Genomic DNA, 17,548 nt, shown 5'->3' on the forward strand with positions numbered 1-17,548 from the left:
GTAATCGAAGTGCTCTTTTTGCATGGACAGCCACAATCAGAGCGGACCCCATGAAACGCCTGCCACTCGACGACAGCTTCAAGGTCAATCGCAACCCCGTTACCCTGCGCGAAATCGTGCTGGATAAACTGCGAAGCGCCATCATGAACTTCCAGCTCCTGCCGGGAGACCGTCTGGTCGAACGCGATCTGTGCGATCGCCTGGGCGTCAGCCGTACCTCCGTGCGTGAAGCCTTGCGTCACCTGGAATCCGAAGGCCTGGTGGAATTCGCCGACGCCAAGGGCCCGCGTGTCGCGATCATCACCCTGGCCGATGCCGTGGACATCTACGAGCTGCGCTGCGTACTCGAAGGGCTGATCGTGCAACTGTTCACCCTGCGTGCCAAGGCCAAGGACATCAAGGCCCTGGAAAAAGCCCTGGAAGAAAACCGCAAGGCGCTCAAAGACGGCGAGTTGCAACAGGTCATCGACTCGGTGCAGGGTTTCTACGATGTGCTGCTCGAAGGCTCAGGCAACCATGTCGCGGCCACTCAGCTGCGCCAGTTGCAGGCACGCATCAGCTACCTGCGCGCGACCTCGGTGTCCCAGGAAAACCGTCGCGGCGCCAGCAACCAGGAAATGGAGCGCATGGTCGAGGCGATCAAGGGCGGTGACCCGCTGGCCGCCCACCAGGCTTGCGTCGACCACGTGCGTGCGGCTGCGGCCGTGGCCCTGGACTACCTCAAGCGCAAGCAGGAAGAAACCGGCGACATCCCGGCGATCACCCAGCCCATCGCGCTGAAAGAACCGCGCATAGGTCGCTGACATGTTCAGCCCGAGCTTTTGCCCCAAGTGCGGCAGCGCTGACCTTAGGTCACAGCTGCCGCCGGGCGATACGCACGAGCGCCTGATGTGCCGCAGCTGCGGCTACATCCACTACATCAATCCGAAGATCATTGCCGGCTGCATCATCGAGCAGGACGGCAAGTACCTGCTGTGCCAGCGCGCCATCCCGCCGCGCCCCGGCACCTGGACCCTGCCGGCGGGCTTCATGGAAAGCGGCGAGACCACCGAGCAGGCGGCCTTGCGTGAGGTCTGGGAAGAAAGCGGCGTACGTGCGGAAATCGTCTCGCCCTACTCGATTTTCAGCGTGCCGCAGATCAGCGAGGTGTACATCATCTTCCGCGCCATCGCGCTGGAGATTACCGGGCAGTACGGCCCGGAAACCCTCGACTACAAGTTCTTCGCGCCTGAGGACATTCCCTGGGACAGCATCTATTATCCGGCGATCCGGCAGATTCTTGAGCGTTATATCGAGGAGCGCCAGGCTGGGGTGTATGGCATTTACATGGGGAATGATGACAGCGGTAAGATTCACTTTATTCGCTGATGCTGCGGGTTTTGACCGTGTACATATCCGTTTCTTTGGTAACGGCCGCTTAGGGTTCCGCCCTTACGGCGGGTCACTTTGAAAAGCGGAGCGCCGCCCGGCGCAAAGTAACCAAACGCTCTTGCCCCTGACATTCGGTGCCTCGCCCAGGCTCGGCATGCCCTCGCTCCGGTCCTGCTCCGTGGGCCCGCCGCCATCCATGCCGGGTTGCCCACTGCGCAGAACCTCCACTCGGCCTCACGAGGGGACGTACACCGCAACAGCGCCCGAGGCGGCCTACCGGCCGGCCTGATCGCGGGGTTCGTTCGCCTGAGATGTATCTTGTCGACTGGCAGGCCGCATTCGCGAGCAAGTCGGATCGCCGCACCGCCGCTCCCACAGAAAAGCAAAGGCAGAGCGGCGTACACCTTCGCTCTTCACCACTCATCAGGCCGAGCGTTAGCTCGCCTGCAGCTTTTGATCTTGATCCACCCGCCCCCTCGGCAGGCTGAGTGGAGGCGTTCATCCGGGGGTGGGCGCGCAGCGCCGTTCGGCGCAGCCGAACACATCGAGAGGAGGTCGAGCGAAGCCGACCGGAGGCGATGCCCCCGGATGAATGCCGGAGCGAAGGAACCCCGAGCCTTAGCGAGGGGCCGTACGTAAGGGGCGAGACTTTTTGGTTCCTTTTGTGTCGTTTGACAAAAGGAACTCGCCGTAAGGGCGAAACCATAAGCCGCCGTTACCTAAACAACGGATATGCACTCAACCAAGACTACAAACCAAGGCGAAACTGCTTTGGCGTAATCCCGAACTGCTTACGAAACGCCCGAATAAAATTACTCGGCTGCCGATACCCCAACCGCTCGGCAATCCGCTCGATCGGCTGATCCCCCGCCGTCAACCAGTGCCGCGCCAACTCCAGACTGTCACTGCGAGTATGCTGCGCCGCCGCAGTCTGCCAGTGCCGCAACATGCTCTGATGCAAAAACCCATTAGCCCCAAGCAGAGGCTCATCGAGGCTAGCCGCCGGCAGGCTCAGACACGGATGTGAACCCTCCAGCACCTCGATACCAACGCTACGCAACCACTGCCCGGCAGCCTGTTGCGGCGTCAGGTGGACCGCGACAAACACCTCGGCCGGCGCTCGCCCCAACCGCCGGGCAATGTTACGCACCAACGTCAGGGTCGCCGCATCGAGGCCGAAAAAATGCGGCTGCCGGTCAACACTGCGCAAATGCAAATGAACCAGCCCGTCACCCTCCTCCAGTTCCGCCACTACGTAGTTGGTCACCCGTGGCAGGAAATCAGTGAAACACGCCAGGCTCGCGCGCAAGGTCGCGGCGGAGTCCAGCAGAATGTTCAACCCCCGCAACGTGGTGGTCGCCATGCCGTTGACCAATTCGCAGCCAAACGCCACCCCCGCGCCCGCACGTTCGCATTCACTCCACAGGCGTTCAACCAGGTGCACGGGCACATGCAGGTCCTGCCCTTCGAGCAACGACAGGCAGATGCCGGCCCGTTGCAACAGTTGGTCCTGACACAGGCCGGACTGCCGGGCATGGCTGAGAATGGTGCGGGTGAAGGCGCTGGAAATGAACAGTTGAGGGGTCATGGCACGTTACGGCGAGAAGACAGGCATGTACTTATGCCAGCCTCTGTGCTATCGATCCAATGCATTAAAAGTATCCGCCGAATGCAGGAGACGCATGATGGATCTACGACAACTCCGCCACCTTGTCGCCCTGGCCGATTACCGCAACTTCGGCCGTGCCGCCGAGGCAATCAACCTCAGTCAACCGGCCTTCAGTCGCAGCATCCAGACCCTGGAGCGCGACCTCGACTGCGCGTTGGTAGAACGCAGCAGCCGCGAATTCCGCCTGACCGGCCAGGGTGAACTGGTGCTGCAACATGCCCGGCGACTGCTCGCCGGCAGCCAGGCCTTGCACAACGAACTGACGCAATACAACGGCCTGACCGGTGGCGAGTTGCACTTCGGTTGCGGCCCGTACCCGGCCCAGGTGCTGGTGCCGGAGGCGCTGGCGGAATTCATCCAGGCTCATCCGGCGATCCGCATCAGTTTCCACCAGGGCGACTGGGAGCAACTGGCGGTCTGGCTTCGCGAACAACAGATCGAATTCCTCGTGGCCGACGCGCGGTACTTCACCGGCGACCCGCAATATCAGGTGCAACTGCTGCGCCCTCGACGTGGGCGGTTCTTTTGCCGTGTCGGTCATCCCTTGGTGCAGCAGCAGAACCTGTCCCTGCGCGCCCTGCTCGACTACGCGGTGGTCGGCACGCGAATACCGCCGATGATCCGCAAGATCCTCGCCGACGTGCAGGGCGAGGCAGACTTCAACCCGAGCGTGGAGTGCGCGCAATTCGACGCCATCCGCCGCGTGGTGATGCGCTCCGATGCGGTGGGCATCGCCACCGTGGAGGCCTTGGCCGAACTGGTCGACCAGGGTCTGATCCGGCTGCTGGAATTTACCGACGTGCCCAAGGAAGACCCCGGCCTGCAATTGCACTACGGCATCGTCAGCCGCGCCGGCCACTCCCTGACACCGGCCGCGCTGGCGATGGTCGATGCGGTGCTGACGGTCGACCGGCGCTTGCTGGCGTCGAATTAAGGCATGCCAGCAACGCCGCAATCCCTGTGGGAGCGGGCTTGCTCGCGAAGGGGCCGTGTCAGTCGACATCATTATTGAATGACACACCGCTTTCGCGAGCAAGCCCGCTCCCACAGGGGTCGTCGCAGTTTTGAAGTCACGCACGCCGCGCCAGCGCCTGCAATGCCCGGGGCTCACCGAGGGCGCGCAGCAGGCAGTGCATCGCCTCCTCGCGGCTGCGCTCGAAGCGATAGCGCGACTCGATGTACAGCGCCAGTTTCAATTCCACGGGTTCGTCCAGGGGCAGCGGCACGTGTTGCAAGCCCAGCACACTGGCGACCCGGCTTGGCAGGCTGATGCCGAACGGCTGGCGATCGGCGATCAGCTTTGCGGCCAGGGTGCTTTGGGTGCTCATCGCCACATTGCGGCGCAGGCCTTTCAAGCCAAGCTGCAAGTCCACCGGGCTGAGCCCGTCGCGGCGGCTCGACACCTGAATCTGTGGCTGCTCCAGATAGTCCTGCAGGGTCCGCGGCGGTTCCTTGAGTGCGGCGCCATAGGCGAATACGTAATGGTCGGCGGGCAATGCCTGTTTGTGCAGGCCGGCAAGCCCGGCCAGCGGCTGGTCGAGGTCGATCAGGATATCCAGCTTGCCGCTGGCCAGGTCCTGCAAGGCGTCGCGGCGCCGGGGCTGGAAATACCGCACCTGCCAATCGGCGTGGGGCGACTCGAGCAAGGCATCGAGCAACACCGGTTGCAGGCAATCCAGACAACTGATGCGCAACAGTGGGTTGTTCTGCCGCGCGGCGGGAATCATGCGCAAGCCATCGCGCAACGACTCGAGCGCGGCACGCACGTAGTCGGCCAGCCGATGGGCGACCAGTGTCGGCGTTACACCCAGGCGACTCTTGATGAACAGCGGGTCGCCGCACAATTCCCGCAGGCGACGCAACGCATTGCTCATGGCCGGTTGCGACAGGCACATCACTTCGGCCGCACGGGTGACGCTGCGCTGCTGGTAAATCGCATCGAAGGCGAGCAACAGGTTCAAATCGAGCTGGCGTAAATCAAGCATGGTCTTGCTCCGGCAAATCGCTTAACGTCGGGCAGCCTAACCAGTGTTCCGGAACAAGCTGTGAGCCCTACATGACAAAAAGCGATCAGCCACTGCACGATCGATCGATACCCAATGCGTTCTACGCGCCGACCCTGTTGCCGGCCATCGAAGAGTTGCTGGCCCGTGGTGTGGACCGTGAACGTATCGAAGGCCTGTTTCGTCGCAGCCTGTTCGAGTTGCGCACGCCATTCATGCGCATTCCGCTGTTCATGTCGCGGCGCTTCTGGGCGTTTGCCCTGGAGCAGACCGGCGACCCGCTGATCGGTCTGGCGGCCGGCCGGCGTTTCGTTTCCACCGCTACCAATGGCCTGACGTACCTGTTCGACGTGGCCGACTCACTGGACAGCGCCTGCCAGTATTTCGTGCGCTTCTTTCCGTTTTTCAACGGGCACTTCCAGGCGCAGATCGTGCGCGGCGACGACAGCGTCGAATTGCAACTGCTCGACCGTGGCAGCGTGAAAACCAGCGCGGCTACCACCGATTACATCCTCATCAGCCTGTGCAGCATGTTGCGGCGCAAATTCCTCGCCAGTGGCCTGGAGCGTGATCCGGTTCTGGGCGTCGGGCTGGCCGGTGCTTGCACGGCCAATGCGCAGGAGCATCAACAAGCCTTTCGCGCACCGGTGCAATGGGGGCAGGCGCAGCACTCGATCCGCCTCGATCCACAGTTGTTCGTCATCCCGTTGACACCGGGCAATCATGACCTGGAACACACGCTGGTCGAACTGCTGGAGCAGACCCGACGCAACAGTGAACCGACCTTGCTGGAGCAAGTCTGCGACCATTTGATCACCGACCTCGCCGAGGCCAACTGGCAGCAATTCTGCACCACCCAGCATTTGCTCGAACGCACCGCCGCCCGACGCTTGAAGGCGTTGGGCTGGAGTTTTTCAGAGTTGCTCGACGAATACCGCCGCTACCGGGCCGAAGACTTTTTGCAGGGGACAGACCTGGAGCTGGTGGAGATTTCCGACCGCCTGGGCTACAGCGATGTGCAAAGCTTCAACCGTGCCTGCCTGCGGTGGCTGGGGTGCGCGCCGGGTGCCTGGCGAACCCGGCAAGGTCGATAAAAAACCACGCAATTCGCTATGACTCGACAGGCACTTGACCAATAGTTTGTTGGACATTTTTTTAACACCGGTATTGCGCCATCCGTGCGTAAAAACTGTCGGAGACTGTTAAAAAACGTCATTAATTCGGTGACTCAAACCTGACACACTAAAGCAGCTACAACCCTTGTACATCAAGGCTTACGACCGCTTGTCGTTTTCTTGAGATTTTCGCCAAACAGCCAAAGTCGGGGGAGAAACCCAATGGTGGTGCGACTTTGATGGCAATGGCCCCAACTTTGGGGGGTGTCTTGCCAATTTAACACGCCGGTTTGCTGACACGGTTTGCCGAGGCTGGTCTATACCCCTTTTTACAGTCCTGTTTTGCAACTCTCCACCGTTTTACGAGGCACGCTAATATGGACGTGAGCGTATTTGGTACGGGCTATGTTGGCCTGATTCAAGCAGCGGCACTGGCCGATGTCGGACATCGTGTCCTGTGTGTCGACATCGATCCGCACAAGATCCGGCAACTGCAACAGGCCGTGCCACCGATCAGTGAGCCGGGGCTTTCCGGCACCCTTGAAGAAAACATCAAGGCCGGTCGCCTGCTCTTCACCACCCAGGCCAGCGATGCGGTAGAGCACGCCGAGCTTATCTTCATCGCCGTCGGTACGCCCGCCGATGAAGACGGTTCGGCCGACCTCAGCCATGTGCTGAACGTGGCCCGGCAGATTGCCGGTTTCATGGAGGCCGACCGCACCCTGATCATCAAGTCCACGGTGCCGGTCGGCACGGCGGACCAGGTCAGTGCCACCGCCATTGAAGAGTTGCAGCGCCGCGGCAAAGGTTCGTTGAAGGTACGGGTGGTGTCCAACCCGGAGTTTCTCAAGGAAGGCAGTGCCCTGGCCGATTGCATGCGCCCGGACCGGATCATCGTCGGCACCGGTGACGATGAAGCCCGCAGCCAGATCAGCGAGCTCTACGCACCGTTCTGCCGCAACCACGACAAATTGATGTTCATGGACAACCGCAGCGCCGAGCTGACCAAGTACGCGGCGAACGCGATGCTGGCCACGCGCATCAGTTTCATGAACGAGCTGGCCAACCTAACCGAGTTGCTGGGAGCGGATATCGAAGCCGTGCGCAAAGGCATCGGTTCGGACCCGCGCATCGGTTACCACTTCATCTACCCCGGTTGCGGCTTCGGCGGTTCCTGCTTCCCCAAGGACCTGCGCGCTCTGCTGCACACCGCCGAACACGCCGGAATGCCCCTGAAGTTGCTGCGCAGCGTGACCGACGTCAACGATCACCAGCGGCATATCCTGTTCACCAAACTCAAGGCGCAATTTCCCGGTGGACTGGCCGGCAAGTCCATCGCCGTGTGGGGCCTGGCGTTCAAACCCAACACCGATGACATGCGCGAAGCACCGAGCCGTTACCTGATGGAGGCACTCTGGGCCGAAGGTGCGAGCGTGCACGCCTACGACCCGGAAGCCATGTCCGAATGCCGGCGCATTTACGGCTACCGCGACGACCTGCATCTGTGCGCCACCCGCGATGACACACTCGAAGACGCCGATGCCCTGGTGATCTGCACCGAGTGGAAGAACTTCCGCGTGGTCGACTTCGACAGGCTGGCGAACAAACTGCGAAAACGGGTGATCGTGGACGGGCGCAACCTGTACAGCCCGGAACAGGTGGCGGCCGCCGGCCTGCATTACAGCGGCATCGGCTTGCGCCACATCGCGCCCGAGGCCGTCCATCCATGAAGATTCTCGTCACCGGAGCGGCCGGTTTTATTGGTGCCCATTGCGTGCTGCGACTGTTGCGCGATGGACACCAGGTATTGGGCCTCGACAACTTCAACAGCTACTACGACCCGCAACTCAAGCACGATCGCGTGCGTTGGGTGCAGGAGCAGGCACGCCCTTTCCCGCTCTCAACGGTTGACCTGGCCGATACACCGGCCATCGAGGCACTGTTTGCCAGGGAACAACCGGAGGTCGTGATCCACCTCGCGGCCCAGGCCGGGGTGCGTTACTCCCTGGAAAATCCCCGGGCCTACCTCGACAGCAACTTGAGCGGCTTCCTGAACATCCTCGAAAGCTGCCGCAAGCACCCGGTCAAGCATTTGATCTACGCCTCGTCCAGTTCGGTGTATGGCGCCAACCAGCACACACCGTACTCGGTGCAGGATGGTGTCGATCATCCGCTGTCGCTGTACGCCGCGACCAAGAAATCCAACGAACTGATGGCCCACAGCTACAGCCACCTGTTCGGTATTCCCTGCACCGGGCTGCGCTTCTTCACGGTGTACGGCCCCTGGGGACGGCCTGACATGTCGCCGATCCAGTTCGCCCGGGCCATCGCCGAAGAACGGCCACTGAAGCTGTTCAACTACGGCGAGCACCAGCGCGACTTCACCTACATCGACGACATTATCGAGAGCATCACACGCCTGATCGACCGCCCACCGCAAGCCAACGCTCAATGGGACCGCGAACAACCGGACCCGGCCACGAGCATGGCGCCCTGGCGGATTTTCAACATCGGCGGCCAGCACCCGGTAGAGCTCAAGGATTATCTGGCATTGCTGGAAAAACACATGGGGCAAAAAGCCCGGGTCGAACTGCTGCCCCTGCAACCCGGCGATGTCCTCAACACCTGCGCCGATGCCAGCGAGCTGGCCCGCGCTACCGATTTCCAGCCGCGTATCGAGCTGGACGAGGGACTGGGGCGCTTCGTTGCCTGGTTCCGCACTTACTACTGACTGCGTCGCCCATGCCGCACACGGCTGAACTCTGCGGAGAATTTATGTCTGAACACGAAAAAAGTGTGCCACTTAGCAATATGCGCAGGGACAAACGCCTGGACCCCGAGCAACGCAAGCGCATGGATGCCGCCATCCACATGCAGGGTTGTGGCTGGATAACCGGTCGCGAAGGTGGCCGGCCGTGGACCCTGTCGCGCACCAACCGCGTCCTGGCCGGCTTCGGCGCGCTGCTGATCCTGGTGCTGATTTCCCCGGTGCTGCTGGGGCTGGCGCTGGCCATCAAACTGACCAGCCCGGGGCCGGTGATGTTCGTGCAGAAACGCACCGGCTACCGCGGCCGCCTGTTCGGCATGTACAAATTCCGCACCATGGTCGTCAACGCCGAGGAGCTCAAGGAGTCCTTGCGGCACCTGAACAAGCACGGCGCCGACGCCATCGATTTCAAGATCGACAAGGACCCGCGCATCACCGGTATCGGCGGCTTCCTGCGGCGCACCAGTCTCGACGAGCTACCGAACCTGTTCAACGTGGTGACCGGCGACATGCGCCTGGTAGGCCCCAGGCCGACTTCGTTCAACGCCTACCGCTACAAGGACAAGCACCTCGTGCGCCTGAGCATCTACCCCGGCATGACGGGCCTGTGGCAAATCTCCGGGCGCAGCAATATCGACTTCGACCAGCGCGTTGAATTGGACCTCGCCTATATCGCCCAGCAGAGCCTGCTGCTTGATTTGAAGATTCTGCTGAAAACCCCTTTCAAAGTATTCAGCGGTCACGGAGCGAGTTAAATGGACGGTTCATCGGCTAAAAGCCTCAGCATTGCCAGCCCGAGCGAGTCCAACCTGACATCGACCGTACTCGACCAGAACCTGCGGATCCTTTTACTGACCGCCGCCAACCCCGGCGCAGGCACCACCACCAGCGCCCTGGCGCTGGCCAGTCAACTGGCGAAGATGAGCAGCGGCCTGGTGCTGCTGGTGGATGCCAGCCAGTCGTCGACCAACCTCACGCAACAGTTGGGGCTGAGCAAGGAACGGGGGTTTCGCGACTTGTTGTTCAACACCCAGAGCCCGCCTTTGTTGCAGGACTGCGTGGTGGATGTCTCCAGCCTGCCCTTTCACGTTCTGCCATTCGGCCGCTACTTCCGTGGCAACGAACACCTGACACCCGAACTCCTGAGCCCGCTGCTCGATCAACTCGGCATCCGCTACCGCTTCGTGGTGATCGATGGCGACGCGGTGTATTCGGCCTCCGACACCCTGGTCATCAGCACCCAGGTGGACGGCGTGGTCCTGGTCGTGCCCGCGGAAGACACCCGCTGGGAAGTGGCCCAGGCCGCGGCCCAGCGCTTGAGTCAGGCGGGAGCGAAGCTGGTCGGCAGCGTGTTCAATCGACGCAAGTACTACATGCCCGAATGGCTGTACAAGAACCTGTGAGCAGTCAGACAAGGATGACGCCATGAACGCCAAGATGCTTGTCTTGCTGTTGCTGCCCCTTGCAGGTTGCTCCAGCACTTCCTCCGACGAATCACAAAGCATGCCGGTGCAAATCCTCACGGCCCCACCGGCCAACGCCCAGGCCACCGACGTGCCCAAGGTCGAGCAGACCCTGCGCCCACAGGATGTGCTGGACGTGATCTTCCACATCAGCACCAGTGGCTCGGCCGCCTATCGCGTGCAGTCCGGGGACACGATCGCGCTGAACTTCACCGCCGCCAGCCAGTTCAACGGCAACCAGTTGGTGCTGCCCGATGGCACCATCGAACTGCCGGGGGCCCACACCTCGGTGAAAATCGAGGGCCTGACCCGCGATGAAGCACGGGACGCGATTCAGCGCGCCTACGATCGCAAACAGCTGTTCCAGCCCAACCGCAATCAGCTGTCAGTGATGGTGGTGAGCCCGCTGGCCAGTGAATGGAACCTCAAGTCCGTGCTCAACCACCCCGCCACCGGCATGAGCCGGGAAATCACCGTGGGCACCGACGGCTACGCCAGCTTCCCGGAAATCGGTGCCGTAGCGTTGCAAGGCATGACCATCAACCAGCTGCAGGCCTACCTGAATAAACGTTATGCCACCCTGCCGGGGCGAATGACCGTGGACGTGCTGCTCAAGTCCACCGCCGGCAACGAAATCTATGTACTGGGTGAAGTCGGCCAGCCGGGCGCCTATCCGATCCGCCGCCCGGTTTCGGTGCTCGAAGCCCTGACCATGGCCCGTGGTTCCAACATCAAGGCACGCCTGGACTCGGTGATGATCATGCGGCGCAACGGCAACCAGGTGGTCGCGCATCGTTACGACGTGGAAAAAGCCTTGTCCGGCGACGCCTCCCAGATCGCCTACCTGCAAGCGGACGACATGCTGTACGTGCCCAAGACCAAACTGGCCAGCGCCGGTGAGCTCGCGCGGCAACTGGCGGACGTCGTGTTGTTCCAGGGCATGGGCCTCAGCTTCAGCTACCGCGTCGACAACAAAGACGACAGCAGCAACTAACTCTCAGGTACCCACATGAATCCAAAGGAAAACTACCTGCATGAGTTCTTCAGGATCTTCTTCGCCAACAGGCAGTTGGTGAAGCGAGTCTTCCTGGTCTTTGCCGTGATCGCCGTGGTCTTGCCGCTGTTGCTCAAGCAGAGTTTCGATATCACCGCCCAGGTGATCGTGCAGTCCAAGAAAATCTCCCAGGGGGATGCCACCAGCACCCTCACTCAGGAAAACGCTTCCTTCATCCCGCCGTCGCTGGCCGACATGGAGACCGAGAGCAATATCCTGCGTTCGCCGGCCTTGATCCGCCAGACCATCAGCGAGTTGCGCGAAAAGGGTGAGTACACGCTCCCCGTGAGCGCCTTCAACAAACTGCTGGTGCAGCCGCTCAAACGGTTTGTCACCAATCCCGTTCGCGAGCACGTGGTCAACCCGGTTCGCAGTCTGCTCGGGCTGCAGACCGATCCGGTACGCGACACCGTGCTCGATGCCCTCACGCAGCAAGCGTCCAATGCCCTCAAGGTTGAAACCTTGCCGGGCTCCAACGTGATCTCGATCGTCTACAGCTTCCCTGACCCGGCCCAGGGCACCCGATTCGTCACCGCCCTGCTGCAAAACTACCTGGTCATCCGCCAGGAAATGCAATCGGTCGACCTGCCGCAGAGCTTCTACGAGACCAAGAAATTGCAGTACCAGGTGCGTCTCGATGGCCTGGAAGCCAATCGCCTGGCCTTGCTCGAAAGCATCGGTTCGTCCGACCCCAAGGAAGAAATCACGTTCCGCCTCAACGCGATCAACACCGAGGAGCAGGCGCTCAACCTGTATCAGGACCGACTGCTGCAAAGCCAGCGCTGGCTCGATTACCTGAAAACCAGCCTGGCGACCGCCAACAACGCCAGAATCACCGACTACACCTTCCCCTACACCTTCACCACCACGGTCGACAGCGTCGCTTTCGAAGACCGCGAGATCAAGCAACTGGGTGAGCAACTGACGACCCTGGTCAGCCGCTACATGGACGACCTGGCGGTCTTTCAGCCCGGCAGTGAGCCGATGCAAAGGGCCCGCGAGCAAATCATCCGGGCCCGTGGGCAATTCCTGAAGATTGTCAGCAACCGGATTCAGGAGCGCACCAGCGACCTGGCAACGCTCAGCTCGGTCATCGACCAGAAAACCGCGCGCATTGCCGAGTTCAAGAATCGCATCCACCAGTTGCAGGAAACCCGCAGCAAGCTGCGGCAGATGGACACCGAAATCAACGCGCTGCACAAGGCGTTCGGCACCTATGCCCAGCGCTTCGCCGAAAGCAGCACCGCGCGCGCGCTGGACAACGACCTGTCCAACGCACGGGTACTCAGCCCGCCGTTCGAACCGACCGAAGCGGCGTTCCCCAAACCGATGCTGATCATTCCGTTCGGACTGTTCACCGGTTTGTTGCTGGCGATTGCCCTGGTCTATGTGCGTGAGTTCTTCGACCACCGCTTCAAGCACCCTGCGCAAATCACCCATGAACTGGGCTTGCCGGTGCTGCTGGTGATCAACGATCAAAGCACCCTGCCGAACAATCCGCACAAGAACTGGAGCGTACCGGCCCTCTTGCATTGGGTGCGCAATTGAACGCGCCGCTCGGCACCACCCACGACCTGCCGATCATTCATTTGCTCAGCAGCGGCGGCTTTTATGGCGCCGAGCGGATGCTGCTGGATCATTGCCTGGCGACGCCGGGGCAGCACCAGGTGCTGTTTCTCGATGCGCCGCCAGAACTGATCGCGCGATTTCGCGAGGCCGGTGTCGATTGCCTCGGCTGTGCAGGCCTGGGCGCATTGCTTGGGCATTTGCGCCAGCGACGGGACCAGCGGCCACTGATCAATACGCACAACTTCAAGGGCCTGTTGTTCGGCTGGGTCGGCGCCACGCTGTTGCGGCTGCCACTGGTGATCACCCAGCACGGCTTCACCCCGCGCAGTCGCAAGCAGAAGTTCTACACCTGGCTGAGCCTGCAACTGTGCCGCACGGCCTCGGTGAACCGGGTGGTGTGTGTCGCCGAAAGCATTGCGGCGCTGCACCGCCAGGCCAATGTGCGCACGGACAAGTTGCAGGTGATCCCCAACGGCCTGCCGGCGGCCCACGACTTGCTGCCGCACACTGGTGAACGTCAACGCTGGCTGGCTGGCTACGTCGGGCGCCTGAGTAGCGAAAAAGGCCCTGACCTGTTTCTCGATGCGCTGATCCCGTTGTGTCAGCAGTACCCGCAACTGGACGCGGTGATGCTCGGCGACGGGCCGGAGCGCGAAAGCCTGCAGACGCGCATAGACGAAGCGGGATTGCAGACACGTATCACGCTGCCGGGCTACCAGACCGACATGCGCGCCTGGTGGCGACAACTCGATGCGTTGGTGATCAGCTCGCGCACCGAAGGCACGCCCATGATTCTGCTCGAAGCGATGCAGGCCGGGGTGCCGGTGGTGGCCTTCGGTGTCGGCGGGATTCCCGATGTCTTGCAGGACCGCCACAACGGCCTGCTCGCCGCGCCCACCGACAGCACCGCCCTCGCCCGCCAGATCGGCGCGCTGCTGGGTGACCCGGCCCTGGCCGGCGAGTTGATCGACAACGCAAAACGTACGCAACGGGATCGCTACGACCTCAAGGTCCTGGCCGAACGCTGGTCGCAGCTTTACATCCGCACTGCACGGGAGGCACGCGCGTGATTGTTCCGCTCTCGATCGTCAGTTTGCTCGGTCTGGTCTGCCTCGGATTACTGGCCAGCCCTTATCCGTATCTGGCGCCGGGAGCGGTGCTGGGCCTGGTGGGTGTCGCGGTGCTGTACCGCAAGCCTGCCTGGGGCCTGCTGGGCATTGTCGCCATCCTGCCTTTCGAGGGTCTGTTCAAGGACAGCGCGCTGTCGGGCTCCAAGTTCCTCGGGGCTTCGCTGGCGCTGATCCTGATGCTGCAACTGGCGATTCACCAACTGTCGGCCGAGCGCCTGCGCAGCAATATCTGGCGTTTCCTGGTCGGGTTCATGGTGCTGTACCTGCTGAGTCTGTTGAACACCGACGACATGGGCTTCTCCCTGGGCCACCTGCGCGAATTGAGCGTTGGCCTGATTCTGTTTGTCATCACCCTGCTGGTCGGGCGTGAGTTGAACCTCGACCTGTTCGCCAAACTGGTTGCCATCAGTGTCGCGGTGACCTGCGCCATGGCGATGTTCTCTGCCAAATACCAGGACGACGGCCGTGCGTCCGGGATGCTCAATGACCCGAACGACTTTGCCCTGATGATCGCCTTCGCCGTGCCCATGGCGCTGTTGCTGGTGGTCCACAGCCCGAACCGGTCGCACCGGTTGTTCTGGGGGGCCTGTGCCCTCGTGCTGCTGGCAGGCATGACCAAGACTGAATCCCGTTCGGGGCTGGTGGTGTTGCTCCTCAGCCTGTTGATCGGCACGTGGCACTACCGCGCGCAGTTGCCACATATTCGTCCACGCCACCTGGGCTTTGCCATGCTCGGCCTGACGATTGTGATTACGCTTGGGCTCTATGCGATGCCGGCAAGTTACGTGGCGCGCATCCAGTCGCTGAGCATCCTCAGCTCCGGGGCCAAGAGTCAGGACGCGTCCCTGGGCCGTCGCGCCTCCTACATAGTGGTCGGCAGCGCCATGATCGCCGAGAACCCCTTGCTCGGTACCGGCCCCGGCACGTTCCCTCTGCACTACGCCACCACCGGTTATGCCAAGACCTTTTCCGTCAGCGGCAAGACCGATGACTTGTACCGTCGCGCCCACAACACCTACCTGGAGATCTTCAGTGAACTGGGGATTCCCGCCGGCCTGATGTTCGTCGGCATGCTCGCCCTGGGTTTGTACAACCTGATCCGCGCCCGCCGCGCCTGCCTGTTGCGACGAGACGGGCATCAGGCTGATTTGATGACCCACCTGGGCATGAGCTTTCTGTCGTTGATGTTGTTCCTGATGTTCCTCAGCGCGCCGAACCATAAGTACCTGTGGATCATGCTCGCGTTGACCAGCGTGTTGCGCACGAAAGCCGAAGAAGCCCCGCTGAAAGAGGTCAAGGCATGAACCGCATCAGTATCATCATCCCGATGTACAACGAGGCCCGGCACATCGCCCGGACCCTGCACGCGGCACGACATGCCGCCGAGGCGGCCAACGTCGAATGCGAGTTGATCGTGGTCGACAACGGCTCCGATGACCAGGGCCCGGACATTGCCCGGCAGTTCGGCGCCCAGGTGCTGGTCCTGCCCGGCCTGCTCATCGGTGCATTGCGCAATCGCGGAGCGGCGATCGCCAGCGGTGAATGGCTGGCCTTTATCGATGCCGACGTCGAGATGCCCGAGAACTGGCTCAAGCTGTTGTTCGACCTCGAGTCCAGCGGCCAGGCCGATGTCATCGGCCTGGACCTGCACACCCCGGCCGAAGCGCCGTGGTACGCCGACGCCTGGCAACGCCGCACCTTGCGCCCCGATACGCAGCCGCTGCATGTCGCGCAATGGCTGCCCACTTGCAACCTGCTGATGCGCCGTCGCTGGTTCGACAAGGTCGGTGGTTTCAATGAACAACTGCGCACCGGCGAGGACAAGGAAATGACCATGCGCCTGGTCGACGCCGGTGCCAAGCTGCGCTCGGTCAACCAAAGCGTGGCGCTGCATTGGGGTTACGAAGGCAGTTGGCGGGAATGGATGGGCAAGGAATTATGGCGCCAGGGCAGTCACCTGCAACTGCTGCGCACCCATGGCCCGAGCCTGCGCTTGCTGCGCTTTCCGCTGCTGTCGATTGCCGCCTGGGTGATCGATTTCATGGCCATTTCCGCCCTGTTCGACGGTTTCCCCCATCATTCGGTGCTAATGCTGCTGCTGACCGTCCTGCCCGCCCTGGCACTGAGCCTGCGTCAGAGTGCCAGGCACCGCGACCCGCTCCTGACCCTGCAACTCTGGGGCCTGCACTGGGTGCGCCTGCACCTGGCGGGCGCCGGGGTCGTCCTCAGCCTTTGTCATTGGAATGCCAGGAGGCCCGCCCGTGGCTGAATTCATTTTCTGGTTGTGCCTGTTGCTACCGGTTTACGCCTACCTCGGTTATCCCCTGTTATTGACGTTGCTGGCACCGTTTTACCCGGCACCGCGCCATGGACCGGCACAACCGATGGACGTGAGCATCGTGATTGCCGCGCACAACGAAGCGCGGCATATCGAAGAAAAACTGCGCACCGTGCTGGCCCAGGATTATCAGGCCCGCTCACTGCACATTATCCTGGCCAGTGACGGCTCGACCGACGACACCGTGGCCTGTGCACACAAGGTCAATGACCCGCGCATCACCGTGCTCGACCTGCCCCGCCAGGGCAAGGCGGCGACGCTCAATGCCGGGGTCGCGATCAGCAGCGGTGCGATCCTGGTGTTCACCGACGCCGACAACCAATGGTCCACCGACACCCTCGGCCATTTGCTCGCGCCGCTCAACGACCCGCAGGTCGGTGGCTGTGCCGGGAAAATGGTGATCCCGGTGACCGGCAAGGGCTTGAGCGTGGGCGACAGCCTGTATCGGCATTACGAAGGCTGGCTGCGCTACGTGGAAAATCGCACCGGCTGCATGGTCTCCGCCGATGGCGCATTGCTCGCCCTGCGCCGCGAGTTGTTCCAGAGCGTGCCAGCGGAGGTCAACGACGATTTCTTTATCAGCACCTGCGCGCCAGTGGCGCTCAAGCGGATTGTCTACGTGCCCCAGGCCCGGGTAATCGACCAGGGTGTGGACGAAGCCGACAAGCAATTCCGTCGCCGCCAGCGGGTCACAGTGGGTGGTTTGCAAAGCCTGGCCCAGCGCCGGGAGCTGCTTAATCCGCTGACCCATGGCCTGTATGCGATTGCCTTGATCAGCCACAAGCTGATCCGGCGTCTAGCGCCGATCCTGTTGCTGCCGTTGCTGCTGAGCAACTTCTGGCTGTGGGAGGAGCACGGCTTTTATCGCCTGAGCCTGATCGCTCAACTGCTCGGTTACACGGCGGCCATTGCCGGCCTGCTGGATTCGCAACACCGCTTGCCCAAACCCTTTCGACTCGCCGCGTTCCTCCTGGTGACCCTTGCCGGGATGAGCATCGGCCTGTGGCAGTTCCTGCGCGGTCAGCGTTACGCCCAATGGAACCCCGAGCAAAATCGATGAGAGGCGCGT

Annotated in this window: 16 protein-coding genes; 14 read left to right on the top strand and 2 right to left on the bottom strand. The window is 62.0% G+C overall.

What is annotated here, in order from left to right:
* Nucleotides 1-50: 50 nt before the first annotated feature.
* Entirely contained in the window at nt 51-803 is a 753-nt protein-coding gene (locus tag AC3IT6_RS17415; RefSeq protein WP_046042558.1) for a GntR family transcriptional regulator, read from the top strand.
* 1 nt (nt 804) lies between these two features.
* Entirely contained in the window at nt 805-1,368 is a 564-nt protein-coding gene (locus AC3IT6_RS17420) for an NUDIX hydrolase (RefSeq protein WP_223441092.1), read from the top strand.
* A gap of 751 nt (nt 1,369-2,119) precedes the next feature.
* Here AC3IT6_RS17420 and AC3IT6_RS17425 read toward each other — a convergent pair.
* The gene (locus AC3IT6_RS17425) at nt 2,120-2,959 is read right to left on the bottom strand and encodes an AraC family transcriptional regulator (RefSeq protein WP_489351478.1); all 840 of its coding nucleotides are present in this window, start codon (nt 2,957-2,959) and stop codon (nt 2,120-2,122) included.
* A gap of 97 nt (nt 2,960-3,056) precedes the next feature.
* Here AC3IT6_RS17425 and AC3IT6_RS17430 point away from each other — a divergent pair, with 97 nt between their 5' ends.
* Complete coding sequence (locus AC3IT6_RS17430; RefSeq protein ID WP_489351480.1) at nt 3,057-3,974, top strand: LysR family transcriptional regulator; 918 nt, start codon at nt 3,057-3,059, stop codon at nt 3,972-3,974.
* A 136-nt stretch (nt 3,975-4,110) separates the two neighbouring features.
* On the opposite strand, the gene AC3IT6_RS17435 is transcribed toward AC3IT6_RS17430, so the two are convergent.
* Nucleotides 4,111-5,025, bottom strand: a complete 915-nt coding sequence (locus AC3IT6_RS17435; protein WP_223447986.1) for a LysR family transcriptional regulator — start codon at nt 5,023-5,025, stop codon at nt 4,111-4,113.
* A 71-nt stretch (nt 5,026-5,096) separates the two neighbouring features.
* On the opposite strand from AC3IT6_RS17435, the gene AC3IT6_RS17440 reads away from it, so the two are divergent.
* The 11 genes from AC3IT6_RS17440 (at nt 5,097) to AC3IT6_RS17490 (ending at nt 17,539) form a co-directional block, all read left to right on the top strand.
* Complete coding sequence (locus tag AC3IT6_RS17440) at nt 5,097-6,137, top strand: AraC family transcriptional regulator ligand-binding domain-containing protein (protein ID WP_489351483.1); 1,041 nt, start codon at nt 5,097-5,099, stop codon at nt 6,135-6,137.
* A gap of 398 nt (nt 6,138-6,535) precedes the next feature.
* Entirely contained in the window at nt 6,536-7,888 is a 1,353-nt protein-coding gene (locus tag AC3IT6_RS17445) for a UDP-glucose dehydrogenase family protein (protein WP_489351485.1), read from the top strand.
* Complete coding sequence (locus AC3IT6_RS17450) at nt 7,885-8,889, top strand: NAD-dependent epimerase (protein WP_489351487.1); 1,005 nt, start codon at nt 7,885-7,887, stop codon at nt 8,887-8,889. The genes AC3IT6_RS17445 and AC3IT6_RS17450 overlap by 4 nt, the downstream gene beginning before the upstream one ends.
* A gap of 44 nt (nt 8,890-8,933) precedes the next feature.
* Entirely contained in the window at nt 8,934-9,680 is a 747-nt protein-coding gene (locus tag AC3IT6_RS17455; RefSeq protein WP_150752967.1) for a sugar transferase, read from the top strand.
* On the top strand, nt 9,681-10,328 hold the full coding sequence (locus tag AC3IT6_RS17460) for a CpsD/CapB family tyrosine-protein kinase (protein ID WP_489351490.1): 648 nt from the start codon (nt 9,681-9,683) through the stop codon (nt 10,326-10,328). It abuts the gene before it with no gap.
* 22 nt (nt 10,329-10,350) lie between these two features.
* Nucleotides 10,351-11,382 (top strand): polysaccharide biosynthesis/export family protein, encoded by a 1,032-nt coding sequence (locus AC3IT6_RS17465; RefSeq protein ID WP_489351492.1) that lies wholly within the window; start codon nt 10,351-10,353, stop codon nt 11,380-11,382.
* Between the two features lie 15 nt (nt 11,383-11,397).
* Nucleotides 11,398-12,990 (top strand): GumC family protein, encoded by a 1,593-nt coding sequence (locus AC3IT6_RS17470; protein ID WP_489351494.1) that lies wholly within the window; start codon nt 11,398-11,400, stop codon nt 12,988-12,990.
* Nucleotides 12,987-14,081: a glycosyltransferase family 4 protein gene (locus tag AC3IT6_RS17475; RefSeq protein ID WP_489351496.1), complete on the top strand. Its 1,095-nt coding sequence runs from the start codon at nt 12,987-12,989 to the stop codon at nt 14,079-14,081. Before AC3IT6_RS17470 ends, AC3IT6_RS17475 begins: the two co-directional genes overlap by 4 nt.
* Nucleotides 14,078-15,445 (top strand): O-antigen ligase family protein, encoded by a 1,368-nt coding sequence (locus AC3IT6_RS17480; RefSeq protein ID WP_489351498.1) that lies wholly within the window; start codon nt 14,078-14,080, stop codon nt 15,443-15,445. Before AC3IT6_RS17475 ends, AC3IT6_RS17480 begins: the two co-directional genes overlap by 4 nt.
* The gene (locus tag AC3IT6_RS17485; RefSeq protein WP_489351500.1) at nt 15,442-16,410 is read left to right on the top strand and encodes a glycosyltransferase family 2 protein; all 969 of its coding nucleotides are present in this window, start codon (nt 15,442-15,444) and stop codon (nt 16,408-16,410) included. The genes AC3IT6_RS17480 and AC3IT6_RS17485 overlap by 4 nt, the downstream gene beginning before the upstream one ends.
* On the top strand, nt 16,403-17,539 hold the full coding sequence (locus AC3IT6_RS17490) for a glycosyltransferase (RefSeq protein WP_489351502.1): 1,137 nt from the start codon (nt 16,403-16,405) through the stop codon (nt 17,537-17,539). The genes AC3IT6_RS17485 and AC3IT6_RS17490 overlap by 8 nt, the downstream gene beginning before the upstream one ends.
* The last annotated feature ends 9 nt before the right edge of the window (nt 17,540-17,548 follow it).

This window comes from Pseudomonas sp. KH_017 (genome assembly GCF_057840285.1).